The organism is Dyadobacter psychrotolerans (genome assembly GCF_004349265.1).
GTDB classification, from domain to species: domain Bacteria; phylum Bacteroidota; class Bacteroidia; order Cytophagales; family Spirosomataceae; genus Dyadobacter; species Dyadobacter psychrotolerans.
In genome coordinates this window covers 151,324-167,970 of sequence record NZ_SMFL01000015.1, presented here as the reverse complement: position 1 = coordinate 167,970, position 16,647 = coordinate 151,324, and the positions used below count along the sequence as shown (strand labels likewise).

Annotated in this window: 15 protein-coding genes; 11 read left to right on the top strand and 4 right to left on the bottom strand. The window is 42.5% G+C overall.

Going from position 1 to position 16,647, the window contains the following annotated elements:
- On the bottom strand, positions 1-259 hold a 259-nt coding region (locus E0F88_RS28280), incomplete at its 3' end, for a hypothetical protein (RefSeq protein ID WP_131960851.1).
- A 307-nt stretch (positions 260-566) separates the two neighbouring features.
- Here E0F88_RS28280 and E0F88_RS28275 point away from each other — a divergent pair.
- The 4 genes from E0F88_RS28275 (at position 567) to E0F88_RS28260 (ending at position 2,397) form a co-directional block, all read left to right on the top strand.
- Positions 567-950, top strand: a complete 384-nt coding sequence (locus E0F88_RS28275; protein ID WP_131961699.1) for a hypothetical protein — start codon at positions 567-569, stop codon at positions 948-950.
- 48 nt (positions 951-998) lie between these two features.
- Entirely contained in the window at positions 999-1,295 is a 297-nt protein-coding gene (locus E0F88_RS28270; RefSeq protein ID WP_229213942.1) for a TIGR03643 family protein, read from the top strand.
- A gap of 17 nt (positions 1,296-1,312) precedes the next feature.
- Positions 1,313-1,888 carry a Crp/Fnr family transcriptional regulator gene (locus E0F88_RS28265; RefSeq protein ID WP_131961698.1) on the top strand — a complete coding sequence of 192 codons (576 nt, stop codon included), beginning with the start codon at positions 1,313-1,315 and terminating at the stop codon, positions 1,886-1,888.
- A gap of 68 nt (positions 1,889-1,956) precedes the next feature.
- Positions 1,957-2,397, top strand: coding sequence for a carboxymuconolactone decarboxylase family protein (locus tag E0F88_RS28260; protein ID WP_131961697.1), 441 nt, complete (start codon positions 1,957-1,959; stop codon positions 2,395-2,397).
- A gap of 62 nt (positions 2,398-2,459) precedes the next feature.
- Here E0F88_RS28260 and E0F88_RS28255 read toward each other — a convergent pair whose 3' ends face one another.
- Positions 2,460-2,927 (bottom strand): RES family NAD+ phosphorylase, encoded by a 468-nt coding sequence (locus E0F88_RS28255; protein WP_131961696.1) that lies wholly within the window; start codon positions 2,925-2,927, stop codon positions 2,460-2,462.
- Positions 2,928-2,932: 5 nt separating this feature from the next.
- Positions 2,933-3,367 (bottom strand): Xre family toxin-antitoxin system antitoxin, encoded by a 435-nt coding sequence (locus tag E0F88_RS28250; protein ID WP_131961695.1) that lies wholly within the window; start codon positions 3,365-3,367, stop codon positions 2,933-2,935.
- 143 nt (positions 3,368-3,510) lie between these two features.
- On the opposite strand from E0F88_RS28250, the gene E0F88_RS28245 reads away from it, so the two are divergent.
- Entirely contained in the window at positions 3,511-5,082 is a 1,572-nt protein-coding gene (locus tag E0F88_RS28245; RefSeq protein WP_131961694.1) for a glycoside hydrolase family 43 protein, read from the top strand.
- A gap of 340 nt (positions 5,083-5,422) precedes the next feature.
- On the opposite strand, the gene E0F88_RS28240 is transcribed toward E0F88_RS28245, so the two are convergent.
- A complete protein-coding gene (locus E0F88_RS28240; protein ID WP_131961693.1) occupies positions 5,423-6,424 on the bottom strand; it encodes a glycoside hydrolase family 43 protein in 1,002 nt (333 codons plus the stop codon).
- A gap of 403 nt (positions 6,425-6,827) precedes the next feature.
- On the opposite strand from E0F88_RS28240, the gene E0F88_RS28235 reads away from it, so the two are divergent.
- The 6 genes from E0F88_RS28235 (at position 6,828) to E0F88_RS28210 (ending at position 16,629) form a co-directional block, all read left to right on the top strand.
- The gene (locus tag E0F88_RS28235) at positions 6,828-8,483 is read left to right on the top strand and encodes a phytoene desaturase family protein (RefSeq protein ID WP_131961692.1); all 1,656 of its coding nucleotides are present in this window, start codon (positions 6,828-6,830) and stop codon (positions 8,481-8,483) included.
- 203 nt (positions 8,484-8,686) lie between these two features.
- The gene (locus tag E0F88_RS28230) at positions 8,687-9,469 is read left to right on the top strand and encodes a 2Fe-2S iron-sulfur cluster-binding protein (RefSeq protein WP_131961691.1); all 783 of its coding nucleotides are present in this window, start codon (positions 8,687-8,689) and stop codon (positions 9,467-9,469) included.
- 80 nt (positions 9,470-9,549) lie between these two features.
- The gene (locus tag E0F88_RS28225) at positions 9,550-10,557 is read left to right on the top strand and encodes an FAD binding domain-containing protein (protein WP_131961690.1); all 1,008 of its coding nucleotides are present in this window, start codon (positions 9,550-9,552) and stop codon (positions 10,555-10,557) included.
- Positions 10,554-12,707, top strand: a complete 2,154-nt coding sequence (locus E0F88_RS28220; protein WP_229213941.1) for a xanthine dehydrogenase family protein molybdopterin-binding subunit — start codon at positions 10,554-10,556, stop codon at positions 12,705-12,707. The genes E0F88_RS28225 and E0F88_RS28220 overlap by 4 nt, the downstream gene beginning before the upstream one ends.
- Positions 12,708-12,890: 183 nt before the next feature.
- A complete protein-coding gene (locus tag E0F88_RS28215; protein WP_131961689.1) occupies positions 12,891-13,778 on the top strand; it encodes a cation diffusion facilitator family transporter in 888 nt (295 codons plus the stop codon).
- A 235-nt stretch (positions 13,779-14,013) separates the two neighbouring features.
- The gene (locus E0F88_RS28210; protein ID WP_131961688.1) at positions 14,014-16,629 is read left to right on the top strand and encodes a hybrid sensor histidine kinase/response regulator; all 2,616 of its coding nucleotides are present in this window, start codon (positions 14,014-14,016) and stop codon (positions 16,627-16,629) included.
- Positions 16,630-16,647: the final 18 nt, after the last annotated feature.

The window sequence follows — 16,647 nt, the reverse complement described above, 5'->3', positions numbered from 1 at the left end:
TGCTGAGTTTGCCCCACCAACGGTCTGAATATGTTGATAGTAATTCCTTAATTCCGCCCTTAACATAACTATTCCAAAGCCGTTGTGATTGTCGTTCGCCCAATCCAATCGCAGCACCTGCACGAGCTTGGCTACGATACTCTCCCATTTTTAGCGATCTTATAAATCGAATTCGATCACGACGCATTGCATTCTTTTCACGCTTTTCCATGAAAAGCAAATCAGCTATACTTTCCTTAATAATGTCAGCATATTTCATATATAAATATACGACTTTTTATTTTGAAATTAGTATTATATGCTGAAACAAACACTTCAGGGAGATGGTGAGGAGGTATGGGACACTTTGAAAAACAACTTTTTGAAATAAGAGTTTTCCTCAAAGCAATTGCATTTCAAAGCTGATCAATCAGGTATAATCTGCCTCATTGGTCAGCTTCATTTCATAGAAAAGCATTTGATTTTCTATCGACAATACTTGCGGACAAATGTTGTTTTTTTGTTAAAAAAATAAGTAAAAATCAATTGTAACCGTTTTTATATTAGTCTGAATTAAAAAATGGAAAATGAGAAGATTACTTTGGAAAGCAACTATGCTGTTATGTTTGGTTGGAGGATTTATAGCTTGTAAAAACCCTGACTTCGAACCTGCCGAAAGTTTTGACTTCGAGGTTGTCAGACCAAACCGGGATAGCTTGTTTGTGGTTAGCACTACTAAATCGCCATTTTCAATGAGAATAAATCTGGAAGGGAATCTCTCTCATATAGCGGCGTTGTCCTGGTCTTCGGATTCAATTTTTGTTATCAACGGCGGAATCGGAATTCCCGCTGGCCGTTTCACGTCCCCACTGATTTCTTCCGAAGATTATACTGATAAAGTGTTTGTTATGTATAAGGCGCTGAGCGATTCTACACGTGGGAATTTAAAAATTAAAGTAACGGTTCAGTAATTGTTAATCTTACTATTTTACAAAATTCATCAAACAAACTAAGCTGATATGACTAATGAAACAGATATGACTAGCCTTACCGCCGTGGATAAAAACAGGGTTATTGAAATGGCTTGGGAAGACAGAACTTCTTTCGATGCCATAAAACTTCAGTTCGGACTCAATGAGCAACAGGTTATTGAGCTGATGAGAAAAGAAATGACTGTTTCCAGTTTCAAAATGTGGCGAAAACGCGTGCATGGAAGGGTTACCAAACATTTAAAATTACAGGAAACAAAGCTTGTCAGGTTCAAAAGTTCATTACAGCGGCAGATTACTTTGAACAAAATAAGTAAAAGAAAATAAGCTTGCTATGAGAAATTATGTCTGAAATTTTTAAGGCGCATTTAAAGAAATTCATTGAACTAAAGGAGGAAGATTTTCCTGTTATCCTTTCTTTCTTTGAACCCGTCAGCGTACGAAAAAAAGAAAACTTGCTCATTGAAGGACAGATCTGTAAATCTCATTATTTTGTTTTAAAAGGTTGTTTAAGAAAGTTTTTCGTGAACGATAAAGGCGTAGAACAGACGACCGAATTTGCCATAGAAACCTGGTGGATCACCGACAACCTGGCCTACGAACATCAGCTGCCGACTGAATTTTATATCCAGGCCGTAGAACATTCCGAAATCCTGGTCATCAACGCACAGGCACAGGAAAAACTACTGGAACAATTTCCGGTTATGGAACGCTACTTCCGCTTTATTTATCAGCGTGCTTATGCGGCATCGCAGATGAGGATCAAATATCTTTACAGTTTTTCAAAAGAGGCATTTTATAATCAACTCGAAAAAAGACATCCTGAATTTATCCAGCGTATTCCCCAATATTTAATCGCCTCCTTCTTAGGTTTCACGCCTGAATATCTTAGTGAAATAAGGGCCAAAAGAGTTTCTTAAACCAGTTTAAGTTTTTCCGCCGCGCGGTTTTTCACCTTTGCATTGTCAAAATTTAAAAATGAAAAACAATGGAAAAGCGGGTTAATATTAATGGAAAAGAACCTTTGGCGTTTAAAGCAATGTATGCTTTGGAAGGTTATCTGGCATCTGGTCAGTTATCTAAAACTTTAAAAGAACTCATCAAAATCCGGGCGTCACAAATAAACGGCTGTGCTTATTGCATCGATATGCATACCAAGGATGCGCTTAAAAACGGAGAAACTAATCAAAGGATTTTCCTGCTGAACGCCTGGCATGAAACTGAACTTTTCACCCCGGAAGAACGTGCCGTTTTGGCAATGACGGAAGAAATCACGCTTATAAGCCAGGGCGGTCTGAGTGACAAATCATATCAAAACGCTCTCAAATTTTTTACAGAAAATCAGATCGCACAGATCATCATGGCTATCGTAACCATAAACGCCTGGAACAGAATCGCGATAAGTACCAATTTGCAGATTGGAGAGTAGGTTTCTGATTAATGTTGATGGAAAGGATTGATGTGCGTTTGGCATGTTGATCCTTTTTAACACTACCTATACCTCTTCAAAATATCATCAATCCTGGGATCCGGAACCAGATTTGTCACTCCGGCTAGTTTAACCTTGCCGTAATCCTGATGAAATGTATTGATTACATAATTAGATGCTTCGGGCATAACTGCAGAAGGAACTTTTAAAACCAGTGACTTACCTTCTCGGAACCATTTGTCTCCCAATGGCAAACATGCGGAGTAATCATTCGGATTTCTCCATGTCATGCCTAATTCTACTAAGTTGATCACTTCAATAGAGACGGGATCCGGGATGGAAATAAACATTATTTGAAAATCGTTGTTGAACCCAACACCCTGCCTCCTCACCATATTTTCAAGAAATGCCAGAGGAATCGATTCTGCAGCATAAAGCACCTTGTTACCTGCACTGTTCCAGCGGCCCTGCATTCCGGATGCAAATAGTGAACTGCTATACATTTTATGTACAATTCTGTAAACCAGCATAATAATTATACAGGATATCCCAGGGCAAGTTTATCAAGTTCATCCGATAAAAAATCGACGCCTCCGGATGTACCCAGCCAATCCAAAGGTTTTTCTTCCGAATTCCAGAACGGCTTGCGAAGCCAATAATTAAATTCATCTACGCTACCGAAAATTTGCTCTCCTTTCTCAAACAACCCGATTAGTTTAAGCAAATGCTCTCCATACAATGGATCAAGCGTCTTTTTAGACTCCTGATAATTACTAATTGTGCGAGAAGAAAGGTTGATCAGAGCAGCCAGGTTTTTTTCAGGCATTTTGATTGCATCAGCAAAATCATAAAACACTTTCGGTTGTAACCCTTTGCGGGCAGAGACAACAATATCAAAGTTGGTTGCCATACCAAGATCATCAAATTTAGATCTGATACTGCGGGCGGGCTGATTTAAAACGGCTTTCATAACTCAAAGTTTTAACCTGATAAATATACCGAAATTTTTCGTAACACAAAACGAAAATTTTCAACAATTTTTATCAAAACCTGTACACAATTCCTATTCCCAAAATAAATCCTTTTCTTGTTTCTCCAAATAATACTTAAGTAATGAAATTCCTGCTTGCTCTGTTTTCGCTGACACTGGTTTTGACCGGTAATGGTTTTGCACAAAAACTAAATCCCGGCCCGGTTATAACCTATAGAAATCCGGTCATTGCCGGTGATTTTGCGGATCCATCTGTCATCCGTGTAGGTGATACCTATTATGCAGCAGGAACATCTTCAGAATGGGGCCCTGCCTACCCTATTTACAGTTCGAAAAACCTGGTTGACTGGGAGTATGTCGGGCCTGTTTTTGCTGCGTTCCCGGAATGGACGATGGGTAGTTTCTGGGCGCCGGAATTGTTTTTCCGCAATGGTACTTTTTATGTTTATTACACCGCACGCCGCAAATCTGACAAACAGTCTTTTATTGGCGTGGCCAGCACAAAAGACCTGAAAAAAGGTTTTAAAGATCACGGGATCATCATTGAATGGACAAAAGAAGCTATTGACGCCTACGTAGCAGAAGACAACGGAAAATTATTCATCACCTGGAAAGCATACGGTCTGGACAAAGACAAAGGAATTGAAATTCTCGGTGCCGAACTTTCACAGGATGGTTTGAAGGTAATTGGCAAGGAATTCAGCCTGATTAAAGCAGAGGCTACCGGTTGGGAATCGGGAGGAGCAGAAGGTCAGGCTATATTTAAAAGAGGAAGTTACTGGTATATGCTCTACTCGGGGAATGCCTGCTGCGGTGACCAGTGCGACTATCAGGTGGGCTTTGCAAGGGCGGAAAAGCTCCAGGGACCCTGGACGAAATATGCAGAAAATCCGGTACTTTTCGGCGATCAGACCTGGAAATGTCCCGGCCACGGAACCGTCGTGGTAACGCCTGATAACCGTTATTTTTATCTACATCATGCCTATAACGGAGTTGATTTTACCTTTACCGGCAGACAGGGTGTATTAAGTGAACTGATATGGGACGAGAGCTCGAAATGGCCAGCATTTCGTTATGGTAAAACGACGCCAGCCCAGGCCGAATCTCCGAAAGGCCCTGGTATGTTTATCAATCCCAGCCTACTCATCAACTACGATCTGGATACAATTCAGGCACCCTGGGTCTATGATGTAAGTTTCCCAAAACCTGTGTTCGTGGTAAAAAACGGATCACTTCAGATTGAAAATAACAATAACATCAGCACCGGAAACTTTCTTGGTTTGACTATCAAAAAAGGCAGTTATACTTTTACCGCAGAAGTAATCGCCAAAAATGAGCAGAAGCAAAGCATCATCGTTTATGGTGACGCCAACAACGCCGTTGGTTACGGTATCCGAAAAAACAACATCGATCTGTGGCAGGTAAAAGACGGTGTTTATGAAGTAGTTAAAACACAGGAAATTCCGGAAAATTACAAAAATATTAACTTAAAGGTACGCAGCCGTTATGGCCGGTTTTATGAATTTAGCTGGGATGTGAAAGGACAAAAGATCGACTCGCTGACAAATTCTGTGAAAGTAGAAGCATCCTGGCTTCCCCGCTGGGACCGGGCACCGAGAATTGGGATCAATGTGTCGGGAGACAAGCCGGGAACCAGTGAGATCAGGGCTGTTCAAATGAAGTATGACTTGTAGAAAGTCGGCAGTTAACAGCAGGTGTCCAGAATTTTAATTTTATGATCCCAAATTTCCAGGTATCTGGTTTTAAGCTCAATCGGTAGAAATGAGGAATGAATAGTTCCAAAACTTTTTCTCTGTTGCTGGTAAACTTCCTGTAAATATTAAAACGGCCCTTTCCGGTAGTTTGAAACCCTTTGCAAAAACATCAAAATCGGCTTCTGATAACTTCCTTTTTTCCATTAAGGGTAAGGGCAAGTTTTCTAGCCATCAGACAAAGAATTTAAATCCGTTACACCAACCTGTTTTCCAAATAACGTGAGAACCTGATTCACTTTGTCGAGACGTAATGCACCTCTCATGGCACATAAAGCTTTCCGATCTTTAATTTATCACCGGAAACGTCTGCTTCAAACAATTTGGGAACACGTATGTATTTACCTTTTACACTTCTGTGGCTGTGAACCGACATCAATAATTTACCATCCAGCGTAGTGAACAACATTCCATGCCCGTAGTTTGACGGGGTGATCGGATCTTTTTCATGAACCCAGGGACCGTCCAGCGTACCGCTTTGTGAATATGCAACGCCCTGTGTGTAAACGTCGTAAATCCAGCTCGTCCAGATCATGCCCAGTCTGCCGGTTTTTGTTCTAAACAGGTATGGTCCGTCGGTTACTTTGTTGGGTTTATCCTGCCCGTTTTTATCTTTCTCACGGCTCCAGGGTGAATCGCTGGCTTTAAACAACAGTTTTCCTTTACCTATCGATCCGCTTAAATCATGTTTAAGTTCGATTTTCTCCATGGTACCGTTTCCGTTTTGAAGCCATTCATAGCAATAAATCATATAAGGCTTTTTATCCTTATCGATCCAGAAAGTACCGTCCAGTGTGGGCATATCAGCAGGCAGGTAAATAGGATCTTTCATCGGCAGATAAGGGCCGTCGGGTTTGTCGCTAACAAGTATGTGAGAAGCCCGTCGCTCAATGACATTTTCTCCAACGGTATCAATCTTTACCGCCCGGTTGGTGAAGGTTGCAAAGTAATAGTATTTGTTTTTAAACTGATGAATCTCAGCAGCCCAGATCATCGGCTTTGGCCCCATCCAGGAAGTTGAATCCGTTTGCGCTATCGTATACGGTCCGTCCCAGGCACGGAGGTCCTTACTTTTCCACAGTCTTCCACCGGTTCCGGTCATGTAATACATCTTCGTTTTCGGATCTGTCAGGATAAAAGGATCACTTAAAACGATGGAATCCAAAGGAATACCTTTTCTAATTTCAACAGACCTTGTTTCCTGTGCAACCGACACAGATGGCAACAAAATGTAAATCAATACAGCCAGAAAGATATTTTTCATACGATTTTTATGGAGCGATTATCAGGCCTAAAATTACAGCGACAACAATCAATTTTCAGAGCTGATATTAACCACTTATTAGCTTAATTAAACCAGCTAAATCATCAAAAGTCTTTTATAGAATTTAAATAAAGTATCACCTATCTTTCAACCATGGTTATCAAGAGCGAAAAATCGTCTCGCTTTACTTGGTAAGTGAGTTAATATTTTCCCTATATGCCTGCTTGTTTCCAGTCATTTCATCTACAATTCTCATAATTCCGTAAATTGTTCAACAACTGCACTGTGGTTCAAGATTTTTAACATATTTGCAAACGATTATAAAGAAGACTTTATCTAAAAATATCGAACCCATGAAAGGCCGCCTGACGACAAAACCCTTTGGACATAAATTTTTGTTTAAATGGATTTAGATAATATCATAATCGGCTCGGGAGCAGGCGGTTTGTCGGTGGCAATCTGTCTGGCGCGGGCAGGCCAAAAAGTTCTTGTACTGGAACAGCATGATGTTCCTGGCGGCTGGTGTCATAGTTTCTATCTCGGAGGTCACCGTTTTTCTCCCGGCGTTCATTATATCGGCAAACTTTCCGAAGGGCAGTCGACCAATGCGTTGTACAAAGGTTTGGGTATTGCCAATGATCTCGTTTTTTTTACCATGAATCCGGATGGATATGAACACTGCATCATTGGTAAAGAACGCATTGACATTCCGGCTGATTTTGACGAATTATATCAGGTTCTCGCAGAACGTTTCCCCGAAGAAAAAAAGGGAATCAGAAAGTATTTAACTACAGTTCGTAATGTAAGCAGTCAACTGGCGCTGATTCCTAAAATGAATGGTTTTTGGGATAATATCACCATTCCCTGGCGCACCAGACATCTGGGTAAATACGGACTTTTTAGTTTAAAAACGGTTATCGACTGGCATATTAAAAATCCTTTGCTGAAACAGATTCTGAATATTCAGTGCGGTGATCATGGCCTGCCTCCGGGCAAAGCGAGTTTTCCTTATCACTGCGCGGTGATGGATCATTATTCCAATGGCGGATTTTATCCTATGGGCGGTGGCGGCGCGATTGTAAAAGCCATGACGAATGCTCTAAAAAAGCATGGAGGCGAACTGAGAACAAGCCAGAAGGTAAAGCGGATTTTACTGGATGAAGGTAAAACAAAACGGGCGATTGGAGTTGAACTTGAAAGCGGAGAGAAAATTTACGCAAAAAGGGTTATTTCTAACAACGACCCCGGCAAAACCTATTTAGAATTGGTGGGCCGCTCCCATCTCAGCGCAAAATTGCGTAAGCAGGTGGCTGAAACAAAATACTCCCGGGCATCCCTGATGCTGTTTTTAACGGTAGATATGGATCTGCGCCAGGCCGGGCTTGACTCAGGCAACTTCTGGTTGAAAACCGAAAAAGATTCAGATCTTAATTTCGCTCAACAGCCTACTGCCGATATAACTTCAGACGAAGAATTTTCTGAACTTTTCATCAGCTGCACCACTTTGAAAGACCCTACAAGTTTTGATGGCAGGCATCACACACTGGAAGTGATTACGTTTATCGATCACAAATCTTTTGACCAATTTAAAAATGAAGGAAACAAACACTCACCGGAATATGCCAGCTTTAAAGAACTCCTGACTGAAAAGCTGATCAAAGGTATCGAAAAAGTGGTTCCTGGTATTGGCAGTAGAATTGTTCAGAAAGAACTGGGAACGCCGATGACCAATATGTTCTACATCGACTCAACAGACGGATGTGTGTATGGAACAGAAAAGAGCTTTTGGCAGATCGGTGCTTTTGCTTTTAAAACAAAAAGTGAAATTGAAAATCTGTATTTGTGCGGAGCAAGCATACTCGCAAACGGCGTTGCCGGTGCTACCTACTCAGGTGTGCAGACAGCAGCAAAAATACTGAATTGCAGCCAGGACGACTTATTAAAAGATAGTCCGGACCAAAATCTGAGGATATACAGCGCTGAAAATGTTAGCGGATATCCGGAGTGGATGAAGAAAAAAATTCAAGCAAAAACAAAGCGCGGAGCAGCCCTGCTATGATGATTGAATGCTAAGAAATTCAACATTGTACTTATGTTAAAATTACATTCATAATTCATCTTTCCCGATAACTTCTGGCATAGTTATTGAACATCTCTTCTTCAAAATATCATAACTGAAAGACCCTGGTTATTACGGCTTTCCGTTATTGTTATCACCTCTCCCATCCTTTTAAATCAGACAACTCCAATTCCGAAATCACTATGAAGGAAGAAAATGAACTGAGATTAACCGAAGACGAAAAAAAGTTATTTGAAGACCTGATGCCTGAGGAACTGGAAGAAATTTTGGATACAGGTGTTAACAGAAGGCATTTTTTAAAACTGATGTCTCTGGCTGGGGGAGGCATGCTGGCCTGGCAGTCGGCGGTTGCAGAGCAGGTTCTTACCAGGCCGCTCTCCGCTTCACCGGAAGGATTTACCGCAGCAAATATTGAAAACGGCGTTGCTATTTCCTTCAAAGTAAATGGTGTTTCCAAAAAGCTGCTCATCGATTCAAGAATGACCTTGCTCGACACGTTACGCGAAAGACTGGAACTTACGGGCACAAAAAAAGGCTGCGATCACGGGCAATGCGGCGCTTGTACCGTCATCGTGGACGGCCGGCGAGTTTTATCATGCCTGACACTGGCTGCCAGCTGTGAGAGCCGTTCAGTGAAAACGATTGAAGGTATTGCAACAGGCAACCAGCTGCATCCGGTCCAATCTGCATTTTTGAAGCATGATGGTTTTCAATGTGGCTTTTGTACACCCGGACAAATTTGCTCAGCTGTGGCCTTGATGGATGAAGCAAAAAAAGGCGACGTGAGTTATGTAACGAAAGATGTTCGTCAGAAACCGGCTCCGGTTCAGCTTTCCAACGAAGAAATCCGCGAGCGCATGTCAGGAAACTTATGCCGCTGCGGCGCTTATCCCAACATTGTTGCGGCAATTAAGGAAGTCCATAGCGGAAAAATAGTCGAGCAAACCTGGGATTTTGTTGGCTAGCCGCTTTCTAAATATAAACCAGCATATCTCAATTCTTCGGCACCGCCTTCCAGGGCAATATCACTGATTAAGCTATCACCATGAGACCATTTAAATATACCAATGCAAAAAATATTTCCTCGGCTACCAAATTGCTGGAAGGAAATGTAAAAGCAAAATTTCTGGCAGGCGGAACCAACCTGCTGGATTTGATGAAGGAAGATGTGGAGCAGCCGGATGAGCTGATTGATATAACCCGGCTCGATCTGGCGCAGATTAAGATTATTACTGCCGGAGCTAATAGCGGCGGAATTTCAATTGGCGGACTTGGGCGAAATACCGAGACAGCCAATCATCCCATAATTCGTCAAAACTATCCGCTTTTAACGCAGGCTATTCTTGCGGGGGCATCGGGACAAATCCGCAACATGGCGACCAATGGAGGGAACCTGCTGCAAAGGACACGTTGCTCCTATTTTTACGACGTAAACATGCCATGCAACAAACGCCAGCCCGGATCAGGCTGTGGGGCCATGGAAGGAATAAACCGGATGCACGCGATTTTTGGCTGGTCAGAAAAATGCGTAGCGGTTTATCCATCAGACATGTCCGTGGCACTTTCTGCACTCAACGCTGCGGTGACAGTCAGGAATGCAGGCGGCCAGGAAAGAAGTATTGCTTTTTCAGACTTTCACCGTTTACCCGAAAACAAACCCGAACAAGATACTAATCTGAATCCGGGCGAAATTATCACAGCTATTGAAATACCAAAAAATAATTTTGCTGCACATTCCTACTATCTGAAAGTACGCGACAGGGCTTCTTATGCTTTCGCACTCGTTTCAGTTGCGGCTGCTTTGGAACTGAATAGCAACAAAATTGTCCAGGCCCGAATTGCTCTGGGCGGAGTGGCGCACAAACCGTGGCGTGCACTAAAAGCCGAAAAAATGCTTGTTGGAAAAGAGGCTACCGAAGCAAATTTCAAAATGGCAGCCGATGCTGAAATGGCCGATGCAAGGCCACTGGAACATAACAAATTCAAAGTCGAACTGGGAAACCGCAGCATCGTCAGGGCTTTACAAATGGCATTTAACAGCGGCAGATCATGATTTCTATAAAATCCATCAATTCTATGGAAGATAAAAATACAATTACCGGCACACCTGTAAGCCGTATCGACGGGATTTTAAAAGTGACCGGAAAGGCAGATTACTCGACCGATCATCCTATAAAAAATCCGGCTTATGCTGTCATTTTTAAAAGCACTATCGCAGCAGGAAAAATTACGGATATAGATACCTCCCTGGCTGAAAAGTCACCCGGCGTTTTATCGGTCATCACACATAAAAATGCGCCTAAGCTTAACACGAAAGGAGGAATTCGGGGCGGAGCGATGCTGCAAAGTCCGGATATTTATTTCTACGGGCAACATATCGGCGTTGTTGTGGCCGAAACCTTTGAACAAGCCCGGCATGCTGCGCATTTAGTACAGGTTAAATATGAGAAAAAAGAGGGAAAACTTGATTTTGAAAAACTGGCAGAAGACGCAGTTCTGCCGAAGGACAAGGAAAAAGCTGATGCGAAAAGAGGTGACGCTAAAAAAGCGTTGGAAATTGCTGACGTGAAGGTGGAAGAGATTTATTCAACCCCGATCGAGCATCATCACCCAATGGAACCCCACGCGACGATCGCGGAATGGCAGGGAGAAAATGTGATCCTTTACAACAGTTCCCAGATCGTTAACGGAGCGCAAAGTGCAGCAGCTGCTACATTAAATCTCAAACCTGAAAATGTAAGAATCGTCTCGCCTTACATCGGCGGCGGGTTTGGTTCAAAAGGCGGTCAGTGGGGAAATTTGGTATTGGCAGCGGTTGCGGCAAAAATGGTAAATCGCCCGGTAAAACTTGCGTTGACCCGCCAGCAAATGTTCAATTCGGTTGGATTAAGGCAGCGCAACTTGCAAAAAGTGAGCCTGGCTGCGACCAAAGATGGAAAACTCACAGCTCTTGCTCATGAAATTACAACCCATGCAGCGATGCAAGATGAGTTTGTAGAACCTTGCGGTGACTGTTCAAAAATTATGTACGACAGCCCGAATTCTCTCATAACCTACCGGGTTGTAGCGATGAACCTGATCCTGCCCACCTACACGCGGGGACCAGGAAAGTCAACCGGAAGTTTCGCACTTGAATCGGCTATGGATGAACTGGCGTTTAAACTTAAAATGGACCCGATTGAGTTTCGGTTAAAAAATGAACCCGAACGCGATCCATCAAACGGAAAACCGTGGTCGTCCAGGACAACCGTGCAATGTTTGAAAGAGGGAGCAAAGGCATTCGGCTGGGAAAAGCGCAAAGCCGAACCGGGTCAGAATCAACAGGGAAATTACCTTGTGGGTTATGGCGTTTCCTGCGGGACTTACCCGGCACATCAAAGACCAAGTTCAGCCAATGTCAAACTCAAACGCGATGGAAACAATGTTACCGCAACAATCGAACTGGCTGCCGCTGATCTGGGAACAGGAACTTACACCATTCTGGCTCAAACTGCCGCCGATGCTCTTGATCTTCCAATCAATAAAATAAATGTAAAAATCGGAGACTCTGACTTTCCACCTGCCGCAGGTTCCGTTGGTTCTGTCGGCGCTACGAGTTATGCCAATGTCGTTAACGATGCCTGTATCAAAGTTACAGATGAACTGATTGCAAGATCCGGCAAACAATTTTTCGTGCGTCCAACCGCAGCAAAACTGATGATCTCTGAAAATGTATCGGAGTTTCAAACCAGGGCAGACTCAAAAGAGCTGGAAGGCGCTGAGAACTATTCTTCACACAGCTTTAATGCAAACTTTGCAGAAGTATGGGTGGATATATCTACGGGGATGGTAAAAGTCGAGCGATTTTTGGCAGTGACCGGCGCCGGAAAAATTCTGAATCCAAAAACCGCGCGTTCCCAGATTATTGGCGGAAATACCTGGGGAATCGGCATGGCGCTCACCGAAGAATCTTTAATCGATCCCCGATGGGGCAATTTTGCAACCCGGTCGCTGGCCGATTACCATGTACCTTCAAACCTGGACATTGGAACTATGGAGGCCATTTTTATTCGTGAAGAAGACAAAGCGGGCAATAAACTGGGTGTTAAAGGTATTGGTGAAGTAGGTATTGTGGGCGTAGCAGCAGCTATTGCCAATGCAGTCTTCAACGCAACCGGAAAGCGGGTTCGCCAATTGCCGATTACACCCGATAAGCTGCTTTGACATTTTGTATAAACCCTGGAAAGTTCGTGTTTAGATTGGCCTGTTTTGACTGTAAGTTTATAAAAACGAATACTCATTTTTCAGGATTAAGTGTTTCATAAACTGCAAAACTGGCTATTTCATCTACATTTGTAGTAAACCGGCAGATTTAAGCGCTGCCGGTTACAACGAGACCCGGGATAAATGCCAGAAATCACTACTTCAACAAACGAACAAACAGCAGTCAAAGCCACGTATTTTAGTATTGTAGGTAATACCTGTCTGGCTGTCATTAAAGGATTTGCAGGCTATTTTGGTAATTCCTATGCTTTGATCGCTGACGCAATTGAGTCGACAGCAGATATTTTCGCCTCGTTTCTGGTTTTGTTTGGTATAAAATATTCCAACCGCCCGGCAGATGCAAATCATCCTTATGGTCATGGCCGCGCGGAACCACTTATTACTTTTTTGGTAGTTGGTTTTCTGATCACATCCGCTACCGTTATTGCTTATGAAAGTATCATCAACATTCAGACGCCTCACGAATTACCGGCACCCTGGACACTGATTATCTTAGGAGCAATCATTGTCTGGAAAGAATTGTCTTTTCGGTTGGTAATGAAAAGAAGCGTGGAAACCAACAGTTCATCGCTAAAGGCAGATGCCTGGCACCACAGAAGTGATGCTATTACCTCAGTTGCCGCTTTCGCAGGCATTTCCATTGCATTAATCCTCGGAAAAGGCTATGAATCGGCCGATGACTGGGCTGCACTTTTAGCTTCGGGTTTTATCCTTTATAACAGCTTTATGATTTTCAGACCTGCCCTGGGAGAAATCATGGACGAGAATTTATACGATGACCTGATCGAGGAAATAAGAAAAGTTTCACTAAGCGTTGAAGGCATTGAAGACACCGAGAAATGTTATATCAGAAAATCAGGCATGAAATATCATGTAGATCTTCACGCGCAGGTCAATGCAGACATTTCGGTGAAGGAAGGACATAAACTTTCACATCAGTTACAGGACACGCTTCGCCGTCAGATTCCGGAATTGGGTAACATTTTGATTCATATCGAACCGGTTGACTAAGACATACCGTTTACAGACAAACTTGTTTTTTGTAAAACTATTTGTATATTAATAGATAAATATATTCGAATTGACACACTAAAATACTCTATTAATTCAGAAATTAGTATGAATTCAAAGTTGAAAAATGAAGGTGTTTTTTACTTTGAAGACTGCCCGGTTTGTTTTAACCAGCAAACAATAGAAGGATGTTTATTAAGATTGTACATCAGATTAAAGATAGAAAGTTAACTTCATGCTCTCAGCGTTAATCAGCAGAAAATTCAGAGGCCCCCTACTTAGCATATGTTTGGGTTTGCTTCTTATTTTCGGATCTCAATATTTTGCATATCAAAGTGTTAAGCATCTGGCGTCACACAATAGCCAGCTTAATACTACGACCCGTATTCTGCATCAGACTGCCAGCTTCGGACAGTGCGCAAAAGATATCCAGCTAAACATGCACGGCTACCTGAATACCGATAGCCTTGATCTGCTTAAAGATAATTATACGAAAAGGGTCCAGCTGATTGAAATAAGCGACACACTTTTTAATCTGATGAAAGGTGATCAGCGCCAAACAGACCGTGTGCGGCAGTTACTTGAAGTCTCAAGTAAAATTGCACTTTTCTCCCATTCTGTGATGAGTACATACAATCGGGCGGGAATTGATTCTGCCAGGAATATGATCAGAAAAGGTGAAGGAATACGGCTTAATCAGCTTCTGATGAACAAGATTCGGGAGATTGATCGCTACGAAAATCTGAACCTGGAAAACAGAAGGCATCTGGTTGTTGATACCGAAAAAAGTACCACACTTTTTATCATCGGAACGGGCCTTGCCGGCTTTTTGCTCACACTTGCTGCACTGGCTTTCCTTGCCGGAGATCAGAAAAAGCAGATCAAGATGCAAAATGAGATCAATAAAAAAGAAGGTGTTCTCAAACAGTATGTTGAAGCTGTTCCTGACGGATTGATGGTAATTAATACCAACAAAGAGATTGTGCTCTTAAATCAATCTGGCAAAGAGATGCTGGGACTGAAAAAAGGGCAGTATGACAGACTCGACAGTTTGATGGAAAATGTTAAACTGGTTCATCCCGACGACCCCGGGTTCGCTTTTGAAACCAACTCCTTACCCATAAGCAGAGCCTTGACAGGAGAAAAACTTCCCGGCAACAAACTGAACCTGCTGATTGATAAAAAAGTCAAAAATCTGGAAACAAGCGTCAGTCCGATTTACGAAACGGACGGCACGGTTTCGAGTGCGATAACAGTCATTCGAGACATTACAGAGCGTGTGAACTATGAGACCATGCTGGAAAATGCGCGTATCATTGCTGAACAGTCACTAAAAGTAAAAGATATCTTTCTGTCAAATGTCAGTCATGAAATTCGTACACCGCTGAACGCAATTATCGGCTTCACAAATCTCCTGGAAGGGGAAGTTAAAGATCCGCGGAATCTTGAATATGTAAGCTACATACAACTGGCAGGAAGGAATTTACTTGATCTGATCAACGACATCCTGGATTTTTCAAAAATTGAAGCAGGACATATTCAGATTGAAAAAACAACAACATCTTTAAGAGAGTTGATCGATTCCGTTTCCGTTCTGATAAGCCAGAGAGCAAGGGAAAAAGGGATTCAATATGACGTTGTTTTGTCCAAAGAACTTCCTCAAATCATACAAACTGATCAGCTGCGCCTTACTCAAATATTGCTGAATGTCTGCGGGAACGCTGTCAAATTCACTGAAAAAGGCAGCGTAACGCTTTCCGTTGAGCCAATTTCGGACATAGAAGATGAATTTCAAACAATTCGCTTTTCGATCTCAGATACGGGAATCGGTATACAGGAAGGAAAGATCGATGAAATATTTGAACGTTTTGTTCAGGCATCCGAAAGCACAACCCGGCTTTTTGGAGGAACAGGACTTGGTTTAAGCATTGTAAAATCGCTGGTAACGCTGCTGGGCGGCACTATAAAAGTGACAAGCCTTCCAGGTAAAGGAACAACCTTCATCATTGAATTTCCATTCAAGGTCATGGCCACCGATTCTTATGAGAAAGTGGACGAATTCGCATCGGCCTCACTGACGCCTTTGCCAAAATTACATGTGCTGGTAGCCGAAGATAATCTGCTTAACCAGAAACTCCTGCGTGCTATTTTCGAAAGGCTTGGACTTGAATTCACGATTGCCAATAATGGCCTGGAAGCAGTTCATCTGCTGGAAGAAAGTTTGGCCTATGACCTGATTATAATGGATTTGCAGATGCCGATCATGGATGGCTATACGGCGATCAAAAAAATCAGAAAAGACATTTCAACCACAATTCCGATCATTACTATGACCGCACATGCTTTGATTGGAGAAAAAGAAGAGTGTCTCAGCATTGGTGCAAACAGCTATATTTCCAAGCCATTTAAACAGAAAGAGCTGATCAGTACCATCTGGCAGGTAACCGGTAAAGATGCCACAAGTACTGCTGTTGATCTTAAAACTGCTGAGATAAAAGCTCCGGCAACTCCAAGTTCTATTCTGAACATGAGCTATCTGGATGAAATAACAGGAGGCAGCGTAGAGCTTCGTGACGAGTTAATTTCGATGTTTGAACACGAAAGTGAAATCCAGCTTTCCGTAATCAGTAAAGCGGAAAAGGAAAGAGATGCGGAAAGTCTGATTCAGGCCGTTCATAAATACCGGTCCTCGTTGTTTTCAGTAGGACTTTTGTCAACAGCGGATAAGTACAAAGTAATTGAAGGAAATCTAAAAAGTAAAGTCTGGCCGCCTGATATCGAAACCTTGGTGCCTGAGCTGGAAAAAGAAGCCAGATCCGGTTTATCCGAACTGATTCTGCTAAAGCAATAAAAAAACAACAGCCGTTTC

Bases quoted from the DNA above. Each gene is read 5' to 3' on its own strand.
- E0F88_RS28250 (WP_131961695.1), bottom strand. From the start codon at position 3,367: ATGAAAGCCGTTTTAAATCAGCCCGCCCGCAGTATCAGATCTAAATTT.
- E0F88_RS28255 (WP_131961696.1), bottom strand. From the start codon at position 2,927: ATGCTGGTTTACAGAATTGTACATAAAATGTATAGCAGTTCACTATTT.
- E0F88_RS28215 (WP_131961689.1), top strand. From the start codon at position 12,891: ATGCCAGAAATCACTACTTCAACAAACGAACAAACAGCAGTCAAAGCC.
- E0F88_RS28225 (WP_131961690.1), top strand. From the start codon at position 9,550: ATGAGACCATTTAAATATACCAATGCAAAAAATATTTCCTCGGCTACC.
- E0F88_RS28260 (WP_131961697.1), top strand. From the start codon at position 1,957: ATGGAAAAGCGGGTTAATATTAATGGAAAAGAACCTTTGGCGTTTAAA.
- E0F88_RS28220 (WP_229213941.1), top strand. From the start codon at position 10,554: ATGATTTCTATAAAATCCATCAATTCTATGGAAGATAAAAATACAATT.
- E0F88_RS28265 (WP_131961698.1), top strand. From the start codon at position 1,313: ATGTCTGAAATTTTTAAGGCGCATTTAAAGAAATTCATTGAACTAAAG.
- E0F88_RS28275 (WP_131961699.1), top strand. From the start codon at position 567: ATGAGAAGATTACTTTGGAAAGCAACTATGCTGTTATGTTTGGTTGGA.
- E0F88_RS28235 (WP_131961692.1), top strand. From the start codon at position 6,828: ATGGATTTAGATAATATCATAATCGGCTCGGGAGCAGGCGGTTTGTCG.
- E0F88_RS28240 (WP_131961693.1), bottom strand. From the start codon at position 6,424: ATGAAAAATATCTTTCTGGCTGTATTGATTTACATTTTGTTGCCATCT.
- E0F88_RS28230 (WP_131961691.1), top strand. From the start codon at position 8,687: ATGAAGGAAGAAAATGAACTGAGATTAACCGAAGACGAAAAAAAGTTA.
- E0F88_RS28210 (WP_131961688.1), top strand. From the start codon at position 14,014: ATGCTCTCAGCGTTAATCAGCAGAAAATTCAGAGGCCCCCTACTTAGC.
- E0F88_RS28245 (WP_131961694.1), top strand. From the start codon at position 3,511: ATGAAATTCCTGCTTGCTCTGTTTTCGCTGACACTGGTTTTGACCGGT.
- E0F88_RS28270 (WP_229213942.1), top strand. From the start codon at position 999: ATGACTAATGAAACAGATATGACTAGCCTTACCGCCGTGGATAAAAAC.